Source organism: Micromonospora sp. NPDC048842 (genome assembly GCF_040649935.1).
Taxonomy (GTDB): domain Bacteria; phylum Actinomycetota; class Actinomycetes; order Mycobacteriales; family Micromonosporaceae; genus Micromonospora; species Micromonospora hortensis.
Genome location: NZ_JBEZGK010000019.1, coordinates 76544 through 99355 on the forward strand (window position 1 = coordinate 76544; position 22812 = coordinate 99355).

The 22812-nt window shown below is 71.0% G+C and carries 16 protein-coding genes and 1 pseudogene; 11 read left to right on the forward strand and 6 right to left on the reverse strand.

From position 1 onward, the window contains the following. Positions 1-221: 221 nt before the first annotated feature. Positions 222-542 (forward strand): WXG100 family type VII secretion target, encoded by a 321-nt coding sequence (locus AB0C19_RS24175; protein ID WP_091395516.1) that lies wholly within the window; start codon positions 222-224, stop codon positions 540-542. Between the two features lie 21 nt (positions 543-563). Further along, complete coding sequence (locus AB0C19_RS24180; protein ID WP_238684789.1) at positions 564-857, forward strand: WXG100 family type VII secretion target; 294 nt, start codon at positions 564-566, stop codon at positions 855-857. Between the two features lie 106 nt (positions 858-963). Here the strand turns inward: AB0C19_RS24180 and mycP are convergent, their stop codons facing one another. Continuing rightward, the gene (gene mycP / locus AB0C19_RS24185; RefSeq protein ID WP_357188848.1) at positions 964-2187 is read right to left on the reverse strand and encodes a type VII secretion-associated serine protease mycosin; all 1224 of its coding nucleotides are present in this window, start codon (positions 2185-2187) and stop codon (positions 964-966) included. Positions 2188-2339: 152 nt separating this feature from the next. Between mycP and AB0C19_RS24190 the strand changes: the two genes are divergently transcribed. Together AB0C19_RS24190 and AB0C19_RS24195 are read left to right on the forward strand one after the other, a co-directional pair. Then, entirely contained in the window at positions 2340-5153 is a 2814-nt protein-coding gene (locus AB0C19_RS24190; protein ID WP_357188850.1) for an SseB family protein, read from the forward strand. Continuing rightward, positions 5150-5515 (forward strand): hypothetical protein, encoded by a 366-nt coding sequence (locus AB0C19_RS24195; protein ID WP_266303938.1) that lies wholly within the window; start codon positions 5150-5152, stop codon positions 5513-5515. Before AB0C19_RS24190 ends, AB0C19_RS24195 begins: the two co-directional genes overlap by 4 nt. Positions 5516-5519: 4 nt before the next feature. Here AB0C19_RS24195 and AB0C19_RS24200 read toward each other — a convergent pair whose 3' ends face one another. The 4 genes from AB0C19_RS24200 to acs all read right to left on the reverse strand — a co-directional run bounded on the left by AB0C19_RS24200 (position 5520) and on the right by acs (position 14481). Then, positions 5520-6452, reverse strand: coding sequence for an alpha/beta hydrolase (locus tag AB0C19_RS24200; RefSeq protein WP_112638703.1), 933 nt, complete (start codon positions 6450-6452; stop codon positions 5520-5522). 214 nt (positions 6453-6666) lie between these two features. Next, positions 6667-9120, reverse strand: coding sequence for an immune inhibitor A domain-containing protein (locus AB0C19_RS24205; RefSeq protein ID WP_357188918.1), 2454 nt, complete (start codon positions 9118-9120; stop codon positions 6667-6669). Positions 9121-9453: 333 nt separating this feature from the next. Next, the gene (locus AB0C19_RS24210; protein ID WP_357188852.1) at positions 9454-12249 is read right to left on the reverse strand and encodes an immune inhibitor A domain-containing protein; all 2796 of its coding nucleotides are present in this window, start codon (positions 12247-12249) and stop codon (positions 9454-9456) included. Between the two features lie 267 nt (positions 12250-12516). Next, a complete protein-coding gene (gene acs / locus AB0C19_RS24215; protein ID WP_357188854.1) occupies positions 12517-14481 on the reverse strand; it encodes an acetate--CoA ligase in 1965 nt (654 codons plus the stop codon). 219 nt (positions 14482-14700) lie between these two features. Between acs and AB0C19_RS24220 the strand changes: the two genes are divergently transcribed. After that, positions 14701-15447, forward strand: coding sequence for an oxidoreductase (locus AB0C19_RS24220; protein ID WP_357188856.1), 747 nt, complete (start codon positions 14701-14703; stop codon positions 15445-15447). Positions 15448-15465: 18 nt separating this feature from the next. Here AB0C19_RS24220 and AB0C19_RS24225 read toward each other — a convergent pair whose 3' ends face one another. After that, on the reverse strand, positions 15466-16269 hold the full coding sequence (locus AB0C19_RS24225) for an HAD-IB family hydrolase (protein WP_357188858.1): 804 nt from the start codon (positions 16267-16269) through the stop codon (positions 15466-15468). Between the two features lie 649 nt (positions 16270-16918). On the opposite strand from AB0C19_RS24225, the gene AB0C19_RS24230 reads away from it, so the two are divergent. The 6 genes and pseudogenes from AB0C19_RS24230 to AB0C19_RS24255 all read left to right on the forward strand — a co-directional run. Continuing rightward, entirely contained in the window at positions 16919-17122 is a 204-nt protein-coding gene (locus AB0C19_RS24230) for a hypothetical protein (protein WP_357188860.1), read from the forward strand. 111 nt (positions 17123-17233) lie between these two features. Then, the gene (locus AB0C19_RS24235) at positions 17234-17788 is read left to right on the forward strand and encodes a sigma-70 family RNA polymerase sigma factor (RefSeq protein ID WP_357188862.1); all 555 of its coding nucleotides are present in this window, start codon (positions 17234-17236) and stop codon (positions 17786-17788) included. Further along, positions 17788-18798, forward strand: coding sequence for a CU044_5270 family protein (locus tag AB0C19_RS24240; RefSeq protein ID WP_357188864.1), 1011 nt, complete (start codon positions 17788-17790; stop codon positions 18796-18798). The genes AB0C19_RS24235 and AB0C19_RS24240 overlap by 1 nt, the downstream gene beginning before the upstream one ends. Positions 18799-19018: 220 nt before the next feature. After that, entirely contained in the window at positions 19019-20122 is a 1104-nt protein-coding gene (gene ssd, locus AB0C19_RS24245; RefSeq protein ID WP_357188866.1) for a septum site-determining protein Ssd, read from the forward strand. Continuing rightward, complete coding sequence (locus AB0C19_RS24250; protein ID WP_357188868.1) at positions 20119-21330, forward strand: TadA family conjugal transfer-associated ATPase; 1212 nt, start codon at positions 20119-20121, stop codon at positions 21328-21330. The genes ssd and AB0C19_RS24250 overlap by 4 nt, the downstream gene beginning before the upstream one ends. 725 nt (positions 21331-22055) lie before the next feature. Next, positions 22056-22649 (forward strand): annotated as a pseudogene (locus AB0C19_RS24255) (hypothetical protein); the annotation flags it as partial. Between the last annotated feature and the right edge of the window lie 163 nt (positions 22650-22812).

Here is a 22812-nt window from a genome sequence, read left to right on the forward strand (position 1 = left end):
GACGTGGCTGCGGCACATCGTAAGCGACCGATGGCCGCCTCGGTTGTCCACAGGGGAAGCCGGTGGGGTAGCAGAACTGCTACGAGGTCGCTACCGTCAGCCACGAAGTCCTTCGCTGACCCGTGTCTCAGTGCTCGACGACCGGGCCAAGCGACGACGCGTCGCCACGGGGTGGGCGCGTCGACGGCCAGGTGCGATCCGAGAGACGAGGTGACGTCCGGATGTCCCAAACCAAGGCAGAAGCAGCGGTGATGCAGCAGACTGCCGCGAAGTTCGAGCAGGTGGACCAGTCGTTGCAATCCATGCTGACCGGCCTGCTGGCCGAGCTGGAGGTGTTGCAGCAAGCCTGGCGTGGCGCTGGTGGTCGGTCGTTCGAGCAGGTCAAGCAGCAGTGGTCACAGGACCAGGCGGCGCTGCACCGCGCGCTGCGCGAGACCGCCGGTGCGATCCGCACCGCCGGTCGGCAGTACCACGCGTCCGATGACGAGGTGGCCAGCCGGGTGGCCGGCACCAACCGCGGCGGCATCCAGCTGCCGCTCTGATCCCGTTGGGGAGGGAATCCGATGGACAATGGTGTGCTGGTCGTCAACTTCGCCGCGCTGCAGCAGGCCGGCGCTGACATTCAGAAGGCGTTGAACACCCTCGACGCGCAACTCGGCCAACTCGAACGCGACGCCGCCCCGCTGGTGGCGAGCTGGACGGGCGACGCGCGGCAGGCCTATGAGCAGCGGCAGGCGCGGTGGCGTTCGGCCTCGCAGGACCTGCAGGGGATGCTGCGTGACATCCGGTTGGCGGTGAACGACTCCGCCACCGACTACCTGGACACCGAGAAGAAGAACACCGGGCTGTTCCAGTGAGCGGTGTGGGCCGGGAGCGCTGACAGTGTCCGGGTCAGCGCCCCGCCCGCAGCCGATCGGCGGCCAGGGCCGTACGTCGGCGGGTTCAGGCCGTGCGCGGGCGGGCTCAGGCCGGGTCGGCCGGGCGCCAGCGTCGACGGGCGCCCCGGGGCAGCACCAGGGCGAGCAGCGCCACTGTGACCGCCGTGATGCCGGCCACCGCCCCGACAAGCAGGGCTCGGTCCCGTGCGGCGGCCCGGCGGGCCTGGTGGGCGAGCTGCGCCGGGTCGGCCCGGTCGTCGGCAAGGGCGGCGATCGGCCGCGCGTCGGCCGCACGGCCGCCGCTGGTCTCGGTGACCGCACGGTAGGGGTTCAACACGCCGGCGCCGTACCCGCCGCCCCGGCCCGAGCCCGGAGCTGGATCGGCGGTGGCGATGATCCGCTCCGCCACCTGGGCGGCGGTCAGCTCCGGCCGGTATTGCCGCAGCAACGCGGCGGTGGCGGCCACGAAGGGCGCCGCGTAACTGGTGCCTTCGACCCGATGGTGGCCGGCACCGGGTGCGGCGGTCAGCACCTCGCTGCCCGGGGCCACGAGGTCGACGTACGGGCCGGTCTGCGAGAACGTCGCCCGCGCGCCGTCCGCCCCGATCGCGCCCACGCCGAGCACCCCGTCGTACCCTGCGGGGAAGGGCCGGGGGTCCCCGCTGTCGTGCAGATTGCCGGCGGCGGCAACCAGCACCACGTCCCGGTCGACCGCGTACCGCACTGCCGAACGGACCTCCGGATCGTCCGCGTACAGCACCACGGACAGGTTCACCACGTCGGCGTCATGGTCGACGGCCCACCGGATGGCCCGGGCGAACTCGTCGGCGCTGACCGTGCGCCCGGACTCCCGCCCCTGCACCACCTGCTGCTCACTCACCCGCACCGGCAGGATTCGGGCACCCGGCGCCAGGCCGCGGAAGGCGACGTCGGGGCGGGGTGCCGCGGCGATGATGCTCGCCACACCGGTGCCGTGCCCGGCGCAGTCCCGGCCGCCGTCCCCGCCGGGGTCGAGCAGGTCGGTGCCGGCCAGCACCCGCCCAGCCAGCTGCGGGTGCACCCGGTCAACCCCCGAGTCGACCACAGCGACTGTCACCCCGGCGCCGGTGGCCAGCGGCGCGAGCCGCGCCGGGTCGTACCGTTGCTGTGGCCAGGGCCTGGCCGCTACCGGCCGGACGGGGGTGAGTGGTGTCGCGCAGGCCGGTGCCGCCCGGAGCCCGGCGGTGGCGGCGACTGTCGGAAGGGCCGGTACGGTCAACAGGCTGGCGGCCAGACCTGCGAGGACCGGGCGCGTGATCGATCGGGACATCGACACCCTCCGTATCGTGTCGGCTCCGGAACGGGATGTTATCGCCTCCTCCGGGCCCTGGCAGGCCGCCGCCGGCCAGCCATTGTGATCTTGGTACCACCTTGTAGGTTGTACGCGATACCTGTGGCCTGTTCTCGGAAGGGGAGGTGGCCGTGACCGCATGGGAGCCGGCCACGGAGGCCGAGGTGGCGATGCGCGACGCGCTGCGCGCCAACGACCAGGAGTTGTACTTCCGGCTCCTGTCCCGCACCGATGTGCTGCTGCCGGTCTCCGCGCCGACGCAGCCCGGCCAGCCACCCGCCGGATGGGGCACCTGGACCACCGGCGGCCGGACCCACGTCCTGGCCTTCACCTCCGCCGCCGCCCTGCGAGCCTGCCTCGGCGATCATGCCGGCAGCAACCGACGCATCCCCTTCGCCGATCTCGCGGCCAGCTGGCCCAACCACGAGTGGTGGCTCGCCGTCAATCCGGGTCTGCCGGTCGAGGGTTACCTGCCGGCCTGGTTCGTGTCGCAGCTGTCCCGAGGTGACGTGCGACTGCCCGGCCGTGCCATGGGTGCCCGGGCTCGCCTGGAACGGGCCGAGACGTTGGCGCGCACCCGGCCCGGCGCGCCACTGCGGGACGCCGCGTCACTGCGGGACACCGCGCCACCGCGGGACGCCGCGCCAGCCGCTGGATCGCCTCCGGTGACGGGGGCGGCCCCGTCCGGGCCCGAGAGTGCTCCGCTCGCACCCCGAAGGCCCGCACGAAGCCCGGCCCCACGGGTGGGGGCACCGCCGGTGCCGGGTCCGGCGCCTCGGCCACCCGTCCCCGCTGAGCCGCCGCGCCGACCTGCCGAGGAGGACCTACCCGCCGCCGGTCAGCGGCACCTGACCGAACCGCCCCGGCCCGCGCCGGGCAACGGAGCGCTGCCCCGAGCCGGGCGGCCGTCCCGGTTCACGCCGTTGGCGACCGCCGGCCCCACCACCGACCAGGCCGGGCCGGGCGCTGGCTGGCCCGCAGCGACCCGACCGGGCGACGTCGACGGCCCCGCTCCGGCTAACGGCAACGGTGGCCCCCAGGCCGCGCCTCGCCGCTCCTTCTTCGACCCCAGCCCGGCCCGCGACCCGGCCGCGAGCGGGGGACACCCCGGTGACCGGGCGGCCCCGCCGACCCGGTTCGGGCGAGGCAGCCAGCCCTTCCCTCGCCGCCGCCCAGCCGATGCGCCGGCCGACGAGACCGCGACGCGGGCCTTTCCGATGGCGGCGGACCCGGCAGCCACTCAGCCGATACGACGGCCGGAGGGCGGCCTCGGCGCGTCCCGCGGGATGGACGCGCCACCATCCGGCGAGGAGATCACCCAGCCGCTGCCGCCGCGCCGGCACAACCCACTGGCTGAGGAGCCCACCCGCGCGTTCCGGATGACCGGTGAGCCACCCCTGACCGGTGCGCCTGGGCGGCCATCGGCGGAGGAGACGCAGGCGATTCCCCAGGACCGGCCGGGCCGGTTCGCGCCGACGGAGGATCTGCCGGCGTCCGTCGCGGAACCGGTCTCCGGGCCGCCCGCGCCGCGCCGGGGCTTCACGCCCATCGTCATCGAGGGCACCATCATCGAGTCCCGCGACATCACCGACCCGGTCGAGAGCAGCGCGCCGGTCGACGCGCCCCGACGGCCCAACCCCGCCGAGGCCGCCCCGCCGCCGTTCGGCTCGCCGCCCCCTGATCCGGGCCTGTTTAGTCCGTCGTCGTTCGGATCCAACCCGTCCGGGCCCACGTCGTTCAGCCCCGGCCAGCCGGCCCCGAGCCCGTCCGCCCCGCACCCGGTGGTTCCGGCAGAGGCCGGCGCTGCCGGCGGCGGCCCGGGTGACCCGCGAATCGACGGCCGCGTCGACGCCCCGCTCCGCGCCGACAGTGCTGTTTCGTCGGCCGGCCCGGCCAGTACGGACCAGGACGGCGGCGCGAGCGTGATCGCGGACGACGTTCCGCACCCACCGGTCGACGAGCCGGCGCCGGTCGAGTTCGAGCCGGCCAACACTGTCGAAGAGGACCTGCTCAGCGCCGCAGGCTCGGGCAGCACCGACACGTTCCTGTCCACCCTCCTGCTGGCCCGGGTGCTACTGCCGGCGGCACCGGACTCGGTGCGGGGAAGCCGCCCCGGAGATCCCGGCTTCGTCTGGCGTACCGGGCAGCTCGACGGCGAGACGTACGTGGTGGTCTACACGTCGTCGGAGCGCCTCGCCGACCACGTCGAGGGGGATGTCGACACGGTCCGGGTGAAGTTCGCCCAACTGATCCGGCGTTGGCCCGACGAGGACTGGTCGTTCGCCGTCAACCCGGGCACGCCGGTGGGTGCCAAGTTGCCCGGCGAGCAGATAGTCGCGTTGGCCAACTGGGCCGCCGAGGTGGGGCTCGGGGACGACCTGGAAGTGGACCAGGTGGAAGCGCCGGCCGCTGCCGAACCCGCCGCCCGTCCCCGGTATGCCCCCGCGGCGGTCGACCCGACCCGGCCGACGGTCATGCAGAAGGCGGTCGCCCCCAGCCAGCTCGCGTACTACCTGGATCGTGGGTACGACCGGGTGTCCGGGTTCGTACACCGAGCCGGTGAGCTGTCCCACCTGACCACACCGGCTCAGGTGCACGAGGCGCTGGGCCTCAGCTACCCCGGCTCGCCGTTCGCTCCGGACGCCGAGGAGATCTACGTGCTGCGCTGGCCGGCGCACCGGCCGAGCCTCTACCGCATCCCGTACGGCGGTCAGAACGAGCCGGCGATGCGGGCCATGGAGGGCTGGGTCATCGAACGTCCGCCGTTCCGGGGCAACGGCTTCGCCCCTGGTGAGAGCAGCGACGTGGTGGCGGAGTTCAAAGTGGACAGCGCACGGCTGCCGCACGGCGCCCAGCTCTGGCGCATCGGCGTGGACGGCAGCGAGCGGGTGGTCGCGGAGCTGGACACCGACTCGGTCATCTGGCGACGGGTCGGGGAGGCGTGATGCGCGACGGTTACGTGGCCCGTTGGCAGGGCCGGGAATACCAGGCCAGCCCGGACGGCGACGACATCCGCCTCTACCAGCCCGAGCCGGGTGAGGGCTTCGAGGAGGTCCGTGCGGGCCGCTACGTCCGGGTGCTGCCGGCGAGCGAGATCGAGGATCTGGCGTACGTGCGGACCACCTGCACCTGGCAGGGGCAGCCGTTCATCGTGCTCGGCAAGCACGACGCCTGGCTGCGGGTGGAGTACACCGGTGGTCGCTGGCCGGTGGCCGAGGCGATGCGACTGGAAGTCTTCGACTTCGGCGTCTACCAGGGTTGGGCGCCGGCCGCCGAGGTCACCGACCTGCGGGAGCAGCGGGTCTGACAGGTCAGGTCTTCGCCCACCGCAGGATCTCGCCGAGCACCAGTTCCGGTGCCTCCAGGTGCGGGAAGTGCCCCACCCCGTCGAGCAGTCGCCACTCGTACGGGGCGACGACGTACCGGCCGGAGCCCAGCGCTGTACGCGGCAGGGAGGCGGTGTCCAGGGCGCCGTGCAGTTGCAGGGTCGGGGTGGACAGTGGCTTCTGCATCAGGCGGACGAACCGGTAGCCGTGCAGTCGCAGCAGCGAGCGGAACGCCCAGCGGTAACCCTCCAGTGCGCAGAACGCGGCCTGCGGGATGCACATCGCCTCCCGGCACCGTTCGGCGTACGCCTCGAAGTCCGGCCCGGCCACCCACTGTGGGCCACCCCAGCGGCGCATGATCTCTCCGACTGCCGCAGCGCCGTCGCGGGTCAGGACGTGCTCGTAGCGGGGTAGCTGGAACTTCAACGCCGGTGTGGAGGCGGTGAACTGCCCGCGCGGGTCGGCGAAGATGGCGGCGCGCAGTCGCAGCGGGTGCGGTGCCCCCAGCACGACGAGCCGGCGGACCAGGGACGGGTGGAACGAGGCCACCGTCCAGGCCACCATGCCACCGAGGCCGCTGCCGACGATCGTCGCGGAACGTTCACCGAGCGCGCGGATCAGCCCGGCGATGTCGGCGGCGAGGGTGTAGCCGTCGTACCCCCGTGGCGGTTTGTCGCTGGCCCCGTAGCCGCGCAGGTCCACGGCGACCGCCCGGAAGCCGGCGTCGGCGATCGCCGGCAGCATCTGGTGCCAGGCCCACCAGTGCTCCGGGAAGCCGTGCAGGAAAAGCACCATCGGCCCGGTGCCGCCCTCGACCACGTGGAACCGGCTGCCGTTGGCGCCGACGAAACGGTGCGTCCACGGCCCCTCGGTGAGGACACAGGACTCGTCGACGGCCCCGCCGCGCTGGTCGGTCATGGCAGACAGCCTAGGACCCGGTTGCCGCGGGCGACCCTGGTGGTCGCGTTGAACAGGGGAAAGCCCCGGGTAGTCCCGGAGCGGGACCAGGGGAGATGACTCGACCGCCAGTGGAGAAACACGGTCCGGAAACATCCGGGAGGTGGCGCGCAAAGGGCGACGCCCCGGGCAGATGACCTGCCCGGGGCGTCGCTGGTTGGTGCGGGATCAGTGGTCAGCTGATCCGGATCTTCATCGAGGTGCCGTCCTGCTCCAGAACCTTGATCTTGACACCGGTCGCGGGGAGCTTGACGCCGTGGTTCGGCAGCTCCTCGTAGAAGTACTTCTTGGTGTCGTCGAACAGCGGCTCAGCAGCCTGGCCACGGATGTACTGCGGCTGGCTGTTCAGGTGCAGGGTGAACGAGTCGGCCTTGTTCAGGCTGAACGGTGCGTCGTACACCTGGACGCGGGCCCGCCACGGAGCCCCGGTCAGGTTGTAGATCGGGCGCGGGTGCGCGTCGATGTACAGGTTGCGACCCTCACCCGGGTGACCACCCGGGTTGGACGCCGACGCCGGGGCGGTGTTGTTGTCCGACCAGCGGGTGTTCCAGTACGAGATGAGCAGGCCCTCCTGGTACGCGTAGTGGTCCACCCAGTCCGGGCGGGTGTTCGCGTAGCCGAAGAAGTACGGGCCGGTCTTCAGGTACTTGTCGTACGAGACGTACGACCGGTTGCCGGCGATGTAGAAGTTGTCGAACAGCCGGGTGTAGGTCGCCCCGACCACCTGGAACTCTTCCAGCGCCCAGCCGGCGTCGGTCTCGGCGCCGTCGCTGAACACGGTCTGACCGTCGGCGGTCACGGTGATCGCGTCACCGAAGAAGCCGCCCTCGGAGACGCCACCGTCGGTGACGTAGTGCAGGCGGACCTGCGCCACCTTCCCGGCGACCGAGGTCAGCGGGATGTTGATGTCAGCCCAGGCGCCCTTGCTGGTGCCGGCGAGGGCCGGACGCCCCGCGCCGTCGACGCCGATCGGCGAACCGTTGACGGTGCCGTTCAGGTCGGTCCAGGTCTTGCCGCCGTCCGTGGACGCCTCGAAGTAGAGGAAGTCGTAGCCGGCCTCGATGCTGTACTTGCCCTTGAGCGACAGTGCCGCCGCGGACTTGCCGGTGAGGTCGAACGTCCTCGTCATCCTGCTGTCGAGGTCGTCCTCGTTACCGGAGAAATACTGCTTGGCGCCCTCGAACGGTGCGCCGTAGTTGAACGTGTACTCGCGCGGCGGCAGCACGACCACGGCGGCCTGTGCCTTGTCCGAGTTGTACTCCTGCGGGCCGAGCTCCAAGGAGCGCTTCTGCCCCGCCACGATGACCTCGTAGTCGAGCCAGCCGAGCTGGAGCTTGTTCCACGCCCCGAGGTCGCCGCCCCGGTCGCCGATGCCGACGTCGTTCTTGGCGCCGAGCCGGCTCTGGGCCATCAGGGTCCAGTGCTCGTTGCTGTTGTCGGCCGGGCCGTAGTCGTCCGGCAGGCCCAGGTCGTGGCCGTACTCGTGGTAGAAGACGCTGCGACCGCCGTTTTCCGGCTGGATCGTGTAGTCGCGGATCCAGACGCCGGTGTTGCCGATCTGGGTGCCGCCGATCGGGAAGTTCGGCGGGCCGACGGGCGAGCTGTTGAACGCCGACCAGCGGTGGCTCCAGATCGCGTCCTCACCCTGCTGCGGGTCACCGTCGGCCTGGTCACCGCCGGAGTGGACGATCTGGAAGTGGTCGATGTAGCCGTCCGACTCGTTGAAGTCGCCGTCACCGTCGAAGTCGAACCGGTCCCACTGGTCGAAGGACTTCATCTCGGTGGCGATCTGGGCGTCCGTCCGACCCTTGGCCTTCTGGTCGGCGACCCACTGGGTGGCGGCGTCGGCGATCAGGTTCCAGGTGTTCGCGCAGACGTTGTCGGGGCAGACGGCCCGGTCGTCCTGCGGGTCCGGCTCCTGGCCGGGCTCCGGGTCCGGGATCGGGTCGTCGGAGCGACCGTAGCGGGCCTCGTTGTACCGGACCTTGACCCAGTCGGTCACCTCACCGTCGACGGTGTAGCGACCCGAGGACTGGGCCTCGTAGTACTGCTTGAGCGACTCGTCGCCCGGGTTGGTGCCGAAGTAGAGCTGGCGGAAGTGCTCCGGGCTGAAGTCCGGCTGCCAGATGGTGGAGTTGTCCACGGCCCGGTTGGGCTCGGGGATCTTGTTGTGCAGCGGACCATCGAACGTCGTCGGTCCGGCGATGTCCGGGTTCATGTCCTTGTCCGGGTAGGACGGGTGCCGTTCGTCCCCGAACTCGGCCAGGATCACGAAGATCTTGTCGGTCCGCTCGCGCTTGAGCTCGACGTACTGGTCCTTGGTCTGCTTCGCGCCAGCGGTGGTGCGGGCGTTGGCGCCCAGTCCGGCCGCCTTGGCGACCTCGCCGACCTTGACGACAGTGCTTCCGTTGCGCTCGATCGGCTTGCTCCGACCGCTCAGTACGTCGCTGAGCCCCTGCTCACGCAGTGCGCGGCGCTTCTCCTCGAGCTTGTCGGGGAGTTCATCCTTGAGCGCCTGTGGTTCGGCAGCGGCCGGTGCTGCGGCCGGCAGTTTGGGCTGAGGCGCCGCCGAGGCGGACGGGCCGAAAGCCAGGCCTGTCGCCGTCAGTGAGAGCCCGAGCAGACCCACTGCGACTTTGCGCACGTGGTACCTCCGGTTTGAGGGAACCGGCCCAACGGGGGTACGGGCCGGTGGGAGATCGATCCCACTAGTGGGACCATTGGTGAACATAGTTACTGGCGGGACGGGTGGGAAGACGAACGCGTCGATTTGTTGCAAGATTTTGTTGGGAATGCTTTTCACCGTCACACCCCGCCGGTTCATCAGCCCCGTTGACCAGCGCGGGCTCGGTCACGAACGTATACAACGACATTATTCGATCAACCTGAGCGCACATGCGACAGTGGGGCCGGCAGCGTCTCCGCCACCGGCCCCACAGTCAGTTGTCGAACCGTGAAACCGTTACTTCTTCGCCGGGGTCACGTAGATCATGGCCGACGAGTTGTCCCCGGCAGCCTTCTTGATCGTCAGCGAGACGCCGTAGTTCACGCCCTGGTCGCCCGGGTTTCCGGTGCCCAGCACGATCGCGCCACCGCCCAGGGTCACGCCGTAGAACTCCGGCGCCGGGCTACCGTCCGGGTTGGTGACCCGGGTGGTGTACGGCGCGTTGTTACGCGACGGCAGGACCACCGACGCGTCGTTGTCCCGGGCGTAGGCCGCGCCATCGCGCATCTCGATGCCCGGGTACCAGCCCTTGGCGTCGGTGAACGACTTCACCGGCGGCAGTCCCTTGAACTTCGTGCAGTACGCGCTGTACGGCTCGTCCGCCGCCTCCAGGCACTCGGTGAACGGGTACGTCCGGTTCAGCGTGAAGGCCGCGTTCGAGGACTGCGGGCGGCTCGGCAGGTTGTCCGTCACCGACGGGTCCTTCACGGCCGCCTCACCGGTGCGCCGCAACGGGTCGAAGTGCGAGTCGACGATGAGCAACCCGCCCTTCGCGCCGTAGCTGGGCAGCGAGGTCATCTGCCCGGTGACGTGGTTGACGTCGCCGAGCGCGGTGTCCCGGTACCAGACCAGCATGCCCGGGGCGTTGTAGGAGATCCGGTCGACCTTCCACGCCTCGTGCGAGTAGATCGTGTCGTAGGCGTACTTCAGGCCCTTGTCGAAGCCGTCGAAGTTGCGCCACTCCGCGAGGTAGAACTGGGCGTGCACCTCGGTGCCGCTGGAGACCTTCCAGCCCCCACCGGTGGTGTCGACGAAGGTGCCGACCGTGGCCGTCCAGCCGTTGGCGCCGCCCTCGACGTCGTCACTCCAGGTGGTGGCGCCGCCGCCGGTGACCGAGAAGTCGTCGACGAACCAGTTGCGCTCCTCGAACGCCTCGTCGGTGGCCTGGCGCAGCCGCAGCTGCACTGTCGTCCCGGCGTACGCCGACAGGTCGACGTAGTCGTGCCGCCAGCCGTCGGTGCTGCCGGTCAGGCCGTACTTCTTGCCGCCGAAGTCGTTCATGCGGCCGTTCGGGTCCGGGTAGCCGTCCGGCGTGGTGACCACCGTGCCGCCCTCGTCGTACACCTTCTGCTCGGTCCAGGTCGTACCGCCGTCGGTGGAGAGCTCCACGAAGCCGTAGTCCCAGTCCTCCTCGATGATGTAGTTGTTCCACATCCAGAACTTCGAGTCGGCAGCCGCCGGCACGTCGACCGAGCGGCTCAGCTTGACGTCGGCCCACTCCTGGTCGTTGTTGCTGTGCCACATCTTGGTGCCGCTGTGCGGGGTCGCCAGCGTCGTCACCTTGTCCGGCAGGTCGACCTTGATGCCGTCCTCGGAGTCGATCGGGGTGCGCGACGTCTGGCCGAGCTTCACCTCACGCGGGTTCGACCCGGGACGGATGGTCAGCGGGTCGGCCCAACCGAGCACCCACTTGTCCCAGATGCCCATGTGCGTCGGCAGCGCCTGGAAGATCTCACCCGAGTGCGAGCCCGAGGCCATCAGGTCCCAGAAGTCCACGTCGGAGTCGGCGTTGCCGGACGTGTCGTAGAGATCCGGCAGACCCAGGTCGTGGCCGAACTCGTGGGCGAAGACGCCGACGCCGGCGTCCTCCGGCTGCACGATGTAGTTCGACGCCTTCAGGTTGGTGCCCGGGATGGTGTAGCCACCGGCAACCGTGGAGGAGTGCGCCCACACTGCGTACACGCCCTCGGCGCCGCCACCGCGGGACTTGCCCTGACCGGCGTGCACCAACACGAGGTGGTCGATCACGCCGTCCGGCTCGAAGACGTTGCCGTCACCGTCGCGGTCGGCCTGGTCCTCGATGTCGTAGTCGGCCCACGGGAAGTTCGGGTCCTTCGCGACGAGCGCGTCGATCGCGTCGGTAGCCAGGCGGCCGGCGCCCGCCGGGTTGTCCGGGTGGCCGTTCATCGACTGCTCACGGCCGGGAACCCACGCGCCGGTCTCGTCCTGGAAGCAGCGGTTGGCCGCGTACCAGCCCTCCGAGTGCGGCACCGTGATCCACGGGCTGGCCTGCCCGTCCACCGTGTACGCGTTCTTGGACATCTCCAGGTACATGTTGTGCATGGTGCGACCGGACAGGTCGATGCCCTTCTTGCCGTCCGGGCCCTTCAGGTCCGTGCGGACCCGCTCGGTGATGCCCTTCTTGCTGTAGAGCATCTTGTTGTAGTGCTGCGGCGAGAAGTTCGGCACCCACATCGAGTTGTTGTCCTCGTGGGGCAGGCGCGCCGGGTCTGGGATCTTGTTGTGCTTCGGGCCGTTCTGGACGGTGCCGGGGACGCAGGTGCGGTCCTCGAACACCGTCTTGGGGACCATCACACCGGTGAAGTCGTCGTTGGCCTTGTCGTTGAACTCCACCAGCAGCGTCAGCAGCTTCGCCGTCTGGGTGGTCGGCGACTTCTTGAACTTGCGGGGGTTCTGGCCCGTCTTCAGCGACTTGGCCTCGTCCTTGGCCAGTTGCCGTGCGGTCACCGGGTTGCCCCGGGCGTGCTTGCGGTCGAACGCGCGCGCGGACTCCGCGGCAGGGGTGTAGATGCCACCCTTGCCCTTCACCTCACGGCCGGTGGTGTCCGGCTGCACCTCGGGCTCGGCGTAGTTGATGTAGTGCTCGTCGGCGCCGATCACCGCCTGGGGGGTGCCGGACGGCGACTGGGCCGCCGCGCTGCCACTCACTGTCAGTGATGTGGCCGCGAGGGCGATGGCGGGCAGTGCGACGAGTAGACGTCGCCGCGCCCTGGACTGCGGTTTGTGGTTCATGCCGCTCCGTTTCTCGGGCATGGGGAGGAGGACGTTGGCGTGGCCGACAATCGATGTGATGTGTGTCGAACTCTTCCAACCTGCGTGAACCTAAAGCACAACCGGCCGAAAGGACAGCGGTGGCCGACGCCTGTGCCCGTTCAGCTTCTCCCGACTCCCCCGACCGACCGATGTGACAGCGGCGAGGCGGCACGAACCGTACCCGTAAGACATGACGGAGGGTGGCGGTCCGCACGGACCACCACCCTCCAATGGGTACGCCTACCGTCAGTCCTCGTCGGACTTCGTGCCGCTCATCCCCGAGGAGATCAGGTCCATCACCGAGGAGTCCTGCAACGTGGTCACGTCGCCCAGCGACCGGTTCTCCGCCACGTCCCGCAGCAGCCGGCGCATGATCTTGCCGGAGCGGGTCTTCGGCAGCTCCGCCACCAGCATGATCTGCCGCGGCTTGGCGATCGGGCCGAGCGTCTTCGACACGTGGTTGCGCAGGTCGGCGATGAGCTGCTCGCCCGCCTCGCCGACGATGTCCGTGGTGCCGCGCGGAATGGCGAACGCGACGATCGCCTGACCGGTGGTCGGGTCGGTCGCGCCGACGACAGCCGCCTCGGCCACCGACGGGTGCGACACCAGCGCCGACTCCACCTCGGTCGTCGAGATGTTGTGCCCGGACACCAGCATCACGTCGTCCACCCGGCCGAGCAGCCAGATGTGCCCGTCGTCGTCCTTCTTCGCACCGTCGCCGGCGAAGTACATGCCCTGGAAACGCGACCAGTACGTGTCGATGAACCTGTCGTCGTCACCCCAGATGGTGCGCAGCATCGACGGCCACGGCTCGCGCAGCACCAGGTAGCCGCCACCACCGTTCGGCACCGACTGGCCCTGGTCGTCCACCACGTCGGCCACGATGCCCGGCAGCGGCGTCATCGCCGAACCCGGCTTGGCCGCTGTCACCCCCGGCAACGGCGAGATCATGATCGCGCCCGTCTCGGTCTGCCACCAGGTGTCCACCACCGGCAGCTCGCCCCGGCCGATGTGCTCCCGGTACCACATCCAGGCCTCCGGGTTGATCGGCTCGCCGACGCTGCCCAACAGGCGCAGCGACGACAGGTCGAAGCCCGCCGGGATGTCGTCGCCCCACTTCATCATCGTCCGGATCAGGGTGGGAGCGGTGTACAGGATGCTCACCCCGTACTTGTCGATGATCTCCCAGAACCGGCCCTTGTTCGGCGTGTCCGGGGTGCCCTCGTACATGACCTGGGTGGCGCCGTTGGAGAGCGGCCCGTACACGATGTAGGAGTGCCCGGTGACCCAGCCGATGTCGGCGGTGCACCAGTAGACGTCCGTCTCCGGCTTCAGGTCGAACACCGCGTGCGTCGTGTACGACGCCTGGGTGAGGTATCCGCCGGTGGTGTGCAGGATGCCCTTCGGGCGGGCCGTGGTGCCGCTGGTGTAGAGGATGAACAGCGGGTGCTCGGCGTCGAACGGCTGCGCGGTGTGCTCGGCCGAGGCGGTCTCCACCGTCTCGTGCCACCAGTGGTCCTTCTCCGACCACGCCACGTCCTCGCCGGTGCGGCGAACCACGAGCACGTGCTCCACCGACGGGGAGTTCGCCACCGCCTCGTCCACTGTGGGCTTTAACGCCGACGGCTTGCCCCGCCGGTAACCACCATCCGCGGTGATCACCACCTTGGCGCTGGCGTCCTGGATCCGGTTGCTCAACGAGTCGGCGGAGAAGCCACCGAAGACCACACTGTGCGCGGCGCCGATCCGGGCGCACGCCAACATGGCCACCGCCGCCTCCGGGATCATCGGCAGGTAGATCGCCACCCGGTCGCCGGCGGTCACCCCCAGGTCGGTGAGCGCGTTCGCCGCCCGGCAGGTCAGCTCGTGCAGGTCCGCGTACGTGATGGTGCGGGTGTCGCCCGGCTCGCCCTCCCAGTGGATCGCCACCTTGTCGCCCCGGCCCGCCTCGACGTGCCGGTCCAGGCAGTTGTACGCGACGTTGAGCTGCCCACCCACGAACCACTTCGCGAACGGCGGGTTCGACCAGTCGAGCACCTCATCCCACTTCTTCGACCAGGCCAGCCGATCGGCCTGCTTCGCCCAGAAGGCCAGCCGGTCGGCCTCCGCCTCGGCGTACGCGTCGATGGTGACGTTGGCGTGCGCGGCGAGTTCGGCCGGCGGGGGGAACTGGCGCGTCTCGTTCAGCAGATTGGCCAATGCCTCGCTCATGCCGTGACTCCTCATCCTCGGGGTGACCTGGGTCTCGATGGCACGAGGGTAGTCGCGGGGCCCGCGAGCGGCCACGGCTGCCCACCGCGTCGCGCCGAGCGGCCCCCGCCGCGCGCCCGGCGGCCCGTCCCCGTCGGTACGCCCCCGGGGCGGGTGGTCCCGGTCGCGTTGCGGGCGGGTGCGGCCCGCCGCGCCGGGCCGGGTCGTTAGCGTGGCGGGGTGACCACCGACCCGCTCGCCCCGCTGCTCGCGCTCGCCGACATCACCGCCGCCGTCGACCAGGCCCGCGCGCGGTTCGACCAGGCGCTCGGGCACCGGGCGCTGCGCCGGCACGGTGGACAGGTCGCCGCCGAGGTCAGCCTCCGCTCCGCGGTGGCCAGCGCGGCCCTGGAAGGGGCCGGGCACGAGCGTGAGGCGGTCCGGGCTGGCACAGTCACCGACCCGGTGCTCCAGGGCTCGCTGCGGGTCGCCGGAGCGCTGCCGGGCCTGAGCGAGCTGTGGCCGAAGGCGCCCCGGCAGGCCCTCGCGAAGCTGCACGTGCTCGCCGCCCGGGACCTGGTGTCGGAAGCCGAGCTGGGCCGCCCGATCGCCGACCCGGTGGTCGGCACCCGGCTGGACGGGCTGGCCGGCCTCGTCGCCGGCGGCACGAAGGTCTCCCCGCTGGTGCTCGCCGCTGTCGTACACGGGGAGTTGCTGAACCTGCGCCCGTTCGCCGGGCCGTCCGGCGTGGTGGCCCGCGGGGCCGCCCGGCTGGTGCTGCTCGCCAGTGGCCTCGACCCGCGTGGCCTGCTCCCCGTCGACGTGGGGCACCACGAGCGGGAACCCGAGTACGTCGGCGCGGCCGGCGCCTTCGCCACCGGCACCCCGGACGGGCTGCGCTCCTGGCTACGCCACTACATGGCCGCCGTCGAGGTCGGCACCGACCAGCTCACCGCCATCGGAGACGAGATCCTCGCCGCCGCCTGAGCAGTTGGACGGGTGGTTTCAGGCGGTGGTGGCGGCCCGGGTACGACGGTGCCTGCCGTACCAGGCGATGCCGATGGCCACGCCCACCCCGACCCCCAGGGCCGCCGCGGCCACCGGGACCGCAGGACGTTCCCGCAGGCGCCGGCCCAGCGGGATCGGGTGCCGGAACTCCAGCACCGGCCACGCGTTCTCCGAGGCCAACTTGCGCAACTGCCGGTCCGGGTTGACCACGCTCGGATGACCGACGCACTCCAAGAGCGGGCGATCGCTGTACGAGTCGGAGTAGGCGTACGAATCAGCCAGGTCGTAGTCCCGGGCGGCGGCCAACTCGCTGACCGCATCGACCTTGCTCGGGCCTGCCGCGTAGAACTCGACCTCGCCGCTGTACCGGCCGTCTTTCACCGTCATCCGAGTGGCGATCACGTCGGTCACCCCGAGCAACTCGCCGATCGGCCGGACCATCTCCTCGCCGGACGCCGACACCAACACCACGTCCCGCCCAGCCGCCTGGTGCTCCACGATCAGGGCGGCGGCTTCGGCGTACACGTAGGGGTTGATCAGCTCGTGCAGCGTCTCCGCGACGATCTGGCGGACCTGCTCCACCTGCCAGCCCTTGCAGAGCGCAGCCAGGTAGTCCCGTGTTCGGGCCATGGTCTGCTCGTCGGTGCCGCCCAGCCGGAACATCAGCTGCGCGTACGCCGACTTGACCACGTCACGCCGGGTGATCAGCCCATCCCGGTAGAACGGACGACCGAACGCCAGGGCGCTCGACTTGGCGATGACGGTCTTGTCCAGATCGAAGAAAGCGGCACTTCGGCCCACGGCGCGAAAGTCTAGCCGGATGGTCTATCGTCGGCGGGTGCCCGGGGTCATGCCACCCCTCAGACCTGCGGGCTCTCCGCTCCGCGTGATCACGCTCACACTCTGCGAGGAGATTTTCGCAGTGAGTGGAGGCAGCACCACTCGACGTGACGGGCCCGCTCAGGCAGACTTGTCCGTACGACGAGCTTTCACATCCTCGAAACAGGCAGACCCTCAGCGGTTGCACCCCCCGTGACCGCTGAGTGGTTCGGCTCGACCCCCCCGGAGCCGAACCTCCGACGACCCCCGTCTCCCCCCGACGGGGGTCGTCCCTTTTCCCCTGGAAACGCTCCATCGCAGGAAGCACCTGTGCTGAGCGGTACTGCTCCTCCCCACCTCTTCGCACGGACCGTGCGATCGCCACGTCGCGTGTAATTTGCCAAACGGGACGAGCCGGGGAGGAAACACGTGGCTGCTGGTGGTTTCTCGCCGAAGCGGCTGGCTCGGCTGCAAGGGTTGCTCGAGCACCACGTCGAGTCCGGCTTCGTCCCGGGCATGGTGGTCGTCCTCGCCCGGCACGGCGAGGTGCACATCGAGCCTGACCCCCACGCAGAAGGCAACCTCCGGGTTCTGGCCGGGCTACTTCGACGCCATCGGCTGGGGTTTCGGAATGTCGGTCCGGACCCGGCGTACGCACCTCGGGCCCTCGGTCGGCAGTTACGGATGGCCCGGTTTCTACGGCACCGCCTGGTACAACGACCCCGCCGAGGACCTGACGACGATCGTGTTCATGCAGCGGGCGCACGCAGGTGACCAGCGGCTGCCGATGTGGCACGACTTCTGGACCACCGTCTACCAGGCGATCGACGACTGAACGCATCGCTCGTTTTCCCGATCGGCGGCACCCGCCCTCGGCCGTGCGGTAATCCCGGGGCCCTCAGCGACACAAGCCACTGTGAGAGTCGCCGAGGCAATGGGGGTTCGGGTGGGTCCACCGAAGAAGCGGGACGAGGGCTGGTTCACCAGGCTCTACGCCGCCGAGTACGAGCACATGGTCCGGTACGGCCTGCGCCGGCTCGCTGACCGGGATGCATCGGCGGAACTTGCCCAGGAGGTCTTCGTCGTCGCCTGGCGTCGCCGCGTCGAGGTGCCGGACCGCAGCCTGCCCTGGCTGTACGGGGTGGCCCGGCGCCTGCTGGCGAACCAGTGGCGGTCTCGACGCAGCACACCGGACCTCCTCTCCATCACCGATGTCGACCTCGAGCGGCTGGCCGGATCGTCGGGCGCCGACACGACAGTCGGGGTCGCCGACGTCCGGGCCGCTCTGGCCACCCTCAACGATCTCGACCAGGAAATCCTCCGGCTGATCGGCTGGGAGGAGCTGACGGTGTCCGAGGCGGCCAAGGTTCTCGGTTGCACCGGGGCGACCGCCGCGGTGCGCCTGCACCGCGCCCGCCGTCGTCTTGCCGAAGCAATGTCGGGCCGGCCCGCGCAGACCCGGCGTAGCCCGGTGTTGGTGACCATTCGAGAGGATCTGTGATGTTCGGAGCAGAGCGCACCCGTACTCTTCTGGGCCCGGCCGACCCGGCCCGGAACGCCGCTGTCGGGCCGCCGCTGGTCTCGGCGCGCGAGCTGATCGAACGCGCCAGCGCTACCGAAACGGTCGCCGAGCATCGTCACGTACGCCCGACCCGCCGGCTGGTCCTGACGGCCGGGACGCTGGCGGTCGCGGTCGGTGCCGTGGCGGTGCTCCAGCCGTTCGGCGAGGACGCACCGGACACGCCGGTCGGGCCGCCGGCGGCAGCGGGGTTGGTGCTCGTGCCGGTCGCGTACCAGTTCGACGCGGATCCGCCGGCCGCCGGTCCGCAGCTACGCATGCTGGCCGACAAGATCAAAGACGCGGGGTACGACCACCAGAGCGGGCGCTACATGTATCACCACACCAAGGTGTGGGGCAGTCCGGTGATGACGTCTGCCGACGGTCGCCACCACGTGGCCTTTGCCAGTGAGACGAAGATCTGGCAGGCCCTCGACGGGACCGGTAACCAGATCAGGATCCAACTGGAGCCGCAGTACCCGGACCAGGAGTCCCGGGACTACTGGCAGCGCGAGAGCGCTGCGCGGCCAGCAGCCACCGGCACCCCCGCACCGAGCGTCAGGCCGCTGTCGCCCGAGGATGTCAGGCCGCTGTCGGCCGACCCGTCGGAGCTCCGGGAGCGGCTGAAGGTCGAGTACGGCGCGGGGGCGGCGAGCAAGTGGGTCGGCACGCTCTACGCGCAGTACGTCGTGCCGCGTGCGACCCGAGCGGCGGTCCTGCGGGTTCTCGCCGACGTGCCCGGCTTCCGCTGGCGGGGGCAGGTCACGGACCGTGCCGGCCGCAAAGGAGTCGCCGTCACCTTCGACGACCGCGAACACGACCAGCAATGTCTTCTGATCTTCGATCCGAAGACGGGCGAATTGCTCGCCGATGAGCTGTTGACGCTGTCGCCAGTGCGGATCAGCTCGTACAAGGTGATCCTCGATGCCGCTTGGACAAATCAGCCCGGCTGACCACCGACTCGCGGGGCCGCTCCTTTCGGGAGCGGCCCCGCTGTTTTTGGCTCAGCGGCGCTAGCTGCTGATGTGCCCGTGCCCGTAGCAGATCAACTGTCTCGGCGGGGATTTTCCACAGGCCACCAGGTTGTCCACAGGCGACGACATCTGGGCGGCCCGTGGGGCGGATTCCGAGCACTGTCGGCGGCATACCAGAGCCCGACCGCTGGAGGCCGCGATGCCACCCCGTACCACGGTTCCGCCGATCCGCCGGCTCCCGCTGGTCGTCACCGGCGACGACGAACTGCTCGATGATGTGCTTCGGCTCGCCGCCGTTGGCGGGACCGAGGTGGAGCTTGCCCGCGACCCAGCGGCTGCCCGTACCCGTTGGCTTCCCGCGCCCCTGGTGCTGCTCGGCGCCGATCAGGCGCAGGCGTGTCTGCGCGCCCGGTTGCCGCAGCGGCCCCGGCTGGTGCTGCTCGGCCGGGCCGGTCAGCTCGACCCGGGCTGGCAGATCGCCGAGCTGATCGGGGCCGAGCACGTCGCCACGCTGCCGGCCGCGGAGCCGTGGTTGGTGGATCGGTTCGCCGAGCATGACCCGGACCGTCCGGCCGGCGTCGGCGCCCGCGTCGTAGCGGTCCTTGGTGGGCGGGGCGGCGCGGGCGCGAGTGTGCTCGCCGGTGGTCTTGCGGTGACCGCCGCCCGGGCCCGGCTGCGCACCCTCCTGGTCGACGCCGACCCGCTCGGTGGTGGTCTCGACCTCGTGCTGGGCTGGGAGCAGCTGGAGGGCCTGCGCTGGCCGTCGCTCACCAGCGCCGACGGGCGGGTGGACGCCCCGGCGCTGGTGCAGGCCCTGCCCAGCCGGGGTGACCTCGTGGTGCTCTCCTGGGACCGCGGCGAGATGCTGACGTTGCCAGCGACGGCGATGGCGGCGACCGTCGACGCGGCCCGGCGTGGGCGGGACTTCGTGGTGATCGACCTGCCCCGACAGTTGGACGACGCGGCAGTGGTGGCGCTGCAAGCCGCCGACCAGGCGTTCGTCGTCGTGCCGGCCGAGTTGCGTGCCACCGCTGCGGCCACTCGCGTGGTGGCCGCGGCCGCCCCGCACTGTGCTGCGCTCTCGGTGGTGGTGCGCGGGCCTGCCCCCGGGCGATTGCGGGCGTCCGAGGTGGCACGCGCGCTGCGCCTCCCGTTGGCCGGCACGCTGCGTCCCGAGCCGGGGCTCTGCCGTGGGCTGGAACGGGGCGAGGCGCCGGCCGCCGGGGGCAAGGGCCCACTGGCCGTGCTCTGCCAACGGATCGTCACCGACCTGACCGGCGTGCCGGCCACGGGTGCGGCATGACCGCCGGGCCGGAGGACGGCACGCTCGCCGCCCGGGTACGCCAGCGGATCGCCGCCGCCACCACCCCGGTCACCGCGGCGGCGATCGTCTCCGCGGTACGGGCCGAGCCCACCGCCGCGGTGCTCGGTGACACGGCCATGCTGCGGATCGCCGACCGGGTGCGCGACGACCTCGTCGGCGCCGGGCCACTGGCGCCGCTGCTCGCCGATCCGGAGGTCACCGACGTTCTCGTCAACGGCGCGCGGGTCTGGGTCGACCGCGGATCGGGGCTGCACCAGGTCGCCGTGCCGCTGGGTTCGGTGGAGGACGTCCGCCGGCTGGCGCAGCGCCTGATCGCCAGCGCGGGGCGGCGGCTCGACGACGGCTCGCCGTACGCGGACGCGCGGCTTCCCGACGGCACCCGACTGCACGCCGTGCTGCCGCCGGTGGCGACCGAAGGTCCCTACCTGTCCCTGCGGACCTTCCGACACCGGCCGTTCACCCTCGACGAGTTGGTACGCCAGGGCACCGTGCCGCGACCGCTGGCACCACTGCTCGCCGCCGTCGTCGCGGCCCGTCTGGCGTACCTGGTGACCGGGGGCACCGGTTCAGGCAAGACGACCCTGCTCAACACGTTGCTGGGGATGGTGTCGGCCACCGAACGGATCGTGCTGGTGGAGGACGCCGCCGAACTGCGTCCCGGACATCCGCACGTGGTGGGGCTCCAGGCGCGTACCGCCAATGTGGAGGGTACGGGCGTTGTCAGTCTGGCTGACCTGGTCCGACAGGCGTTGCGGATGCGTCCGGACCGGCTGGTGGTCGGGGAGTGCCGGGGCGGTGAGGTGGTCGATCTGCTGGCCGCGCTCAACACCGGCCATGACGGGGGTGCCGGCACGCTGCACGCCAACACAGCGTCGGACGTGCCGGCCCGGTTGGAGGCCCTGGGCATGTTGGGTGGGCTGCCTCGCGCCGCGCTACACGCCCAGGTGGCCGCCGCGCTGCAGGTGCTGTTCCAGGTACGACGTGGCGATCGAGGTCGCGTCCTGGAGTCGGTCTGCCTGCTGCTGCCCGAGGGGCCCGAACGGATGGTGACCGTCGTGCCCGCCTGGGTGCGCGGCAGTGGGCTCGGCCTCGCCGCCCGTGCCCTCGGGGCGCTGCTGCGGGAGCGTGGGGTGACGGTGCCGCCCATTCTCAGCGAGCCGTGGCCCGGATCGGCGGGTCCGGCATGACTGGCGAGACGATGCTGGTGGCGGCGCTGCTGCTGGTCGCCGCTGTCCTGGTGGCGTGGCCCATGCGGAGCATTCGGGCCCGTCGACGTCGCGTGCTGGCACCGGGACGGAGGGCCGGCGGCGTCGATCCGGATGACGCCCTGGTGCAGTGGATCAGGGAACTAGGTCGCACGCCGGGCGGGCCGGTCGATGGCACCGGCGCTGCCCCGGGACATCCAGTTGGCATCGCGTTCGAGTCGGCGACTACTGCGGGCGCCAACGGACGACGGACGGCACTCGGCTGGCCCGACCGGGACGTCACCCGCAGCCCGAGGTGGCCGGGGGCGGCAGACGGGTTCACGCGTCCAGAGGGCTCTACGCGCCCGCCGACCCGTCGGGATCCCCGACGGCCGACCGGCACCGCCCGCCCGGAAGTGGCTCCCACCATGCTCGACGCTGAACAACGGTCGGGCGTATCGGCGGCCACGACCACGATCAGTGTCAGCGGTGTGGACGCGGCTGGTCGGAGTGACGTCTCCGGTCCGGCAACCGCAGATGGGCACAGCGACCTGGACGCCGGCTGTCGGGGCGACGCGTCCGCCAAGGCGGCGTCCGATGGGGCGGCGTCCGGCGGGGTGGCGTCCGACGGGTGCGCGATCGTTGATTGTCGTGCCCACGGGCGCGTCGGCCCGACCGACAGAACGCCGGGTACGAACCCGTCGGTGCGCATCTCGCGATCGACGACGCGCGTGCTGCCGGTGGTCGGTCTGCTCGGGGGCGGTGTGGGTGCCGTGGTCGGTGGTCCGGTGGCCGCGGTCGCCATGGCCGGGTACGGCACGCTGGCCGTACGCGCCGCGCTGCGCTGGCGAGTGAACCGGAGCGCCGAGCGGAGCCGACGACATGGGCTGGACCAGCTCTGCGGCCTCGCGGCGGACCTACGGGCCGGCCTGCCCGTTTCACACGCGCTTGACGTCACAGCCATCGAGAGTGACGGGGCGAGCCGCCTACGTCAGCTGACCTCGGCGGCGGTGCGCTTGGCCGACCAGACCGGTGCGCCGCTGGCGGAGCTTCTGGAGCGGATCGAGGCGGACGCTCGGGCAACCGACCGGGGTCTGGCCGCGGCGGCCGCCCAGGCGGCCGGTGCCCGGGCCACGGCCTGGCTACTGGCGGCTCTGCCGATCGGCGGGATCGGGTTGGGGTACGGCATCGGCGTCGACCCCATGGCGGTGCTCCTGCACAGCACTGTCGGCGGTGTTAGCGCGGTTGTCGCGGTCGCACTTCAGGTCGTGGGCCTTCTGTGGGCGGAACGGCTGGGCGCGACACCGGGGCGGGCAGAATGACGGCCCGCGGCCCAGCCGGCCGGCCCAACCCAGCCGGTCAACGCAGACCGGGGAGCCAACGCAGCGGGGCAGGCCAACGCAGCGGGGCAGGCCAACGCAGCGGGGCAGGCCAACGCAGCCCAGTCGGCCAAGCCAGCTCGGCGAGCCAGCCCAGCTCAACCAG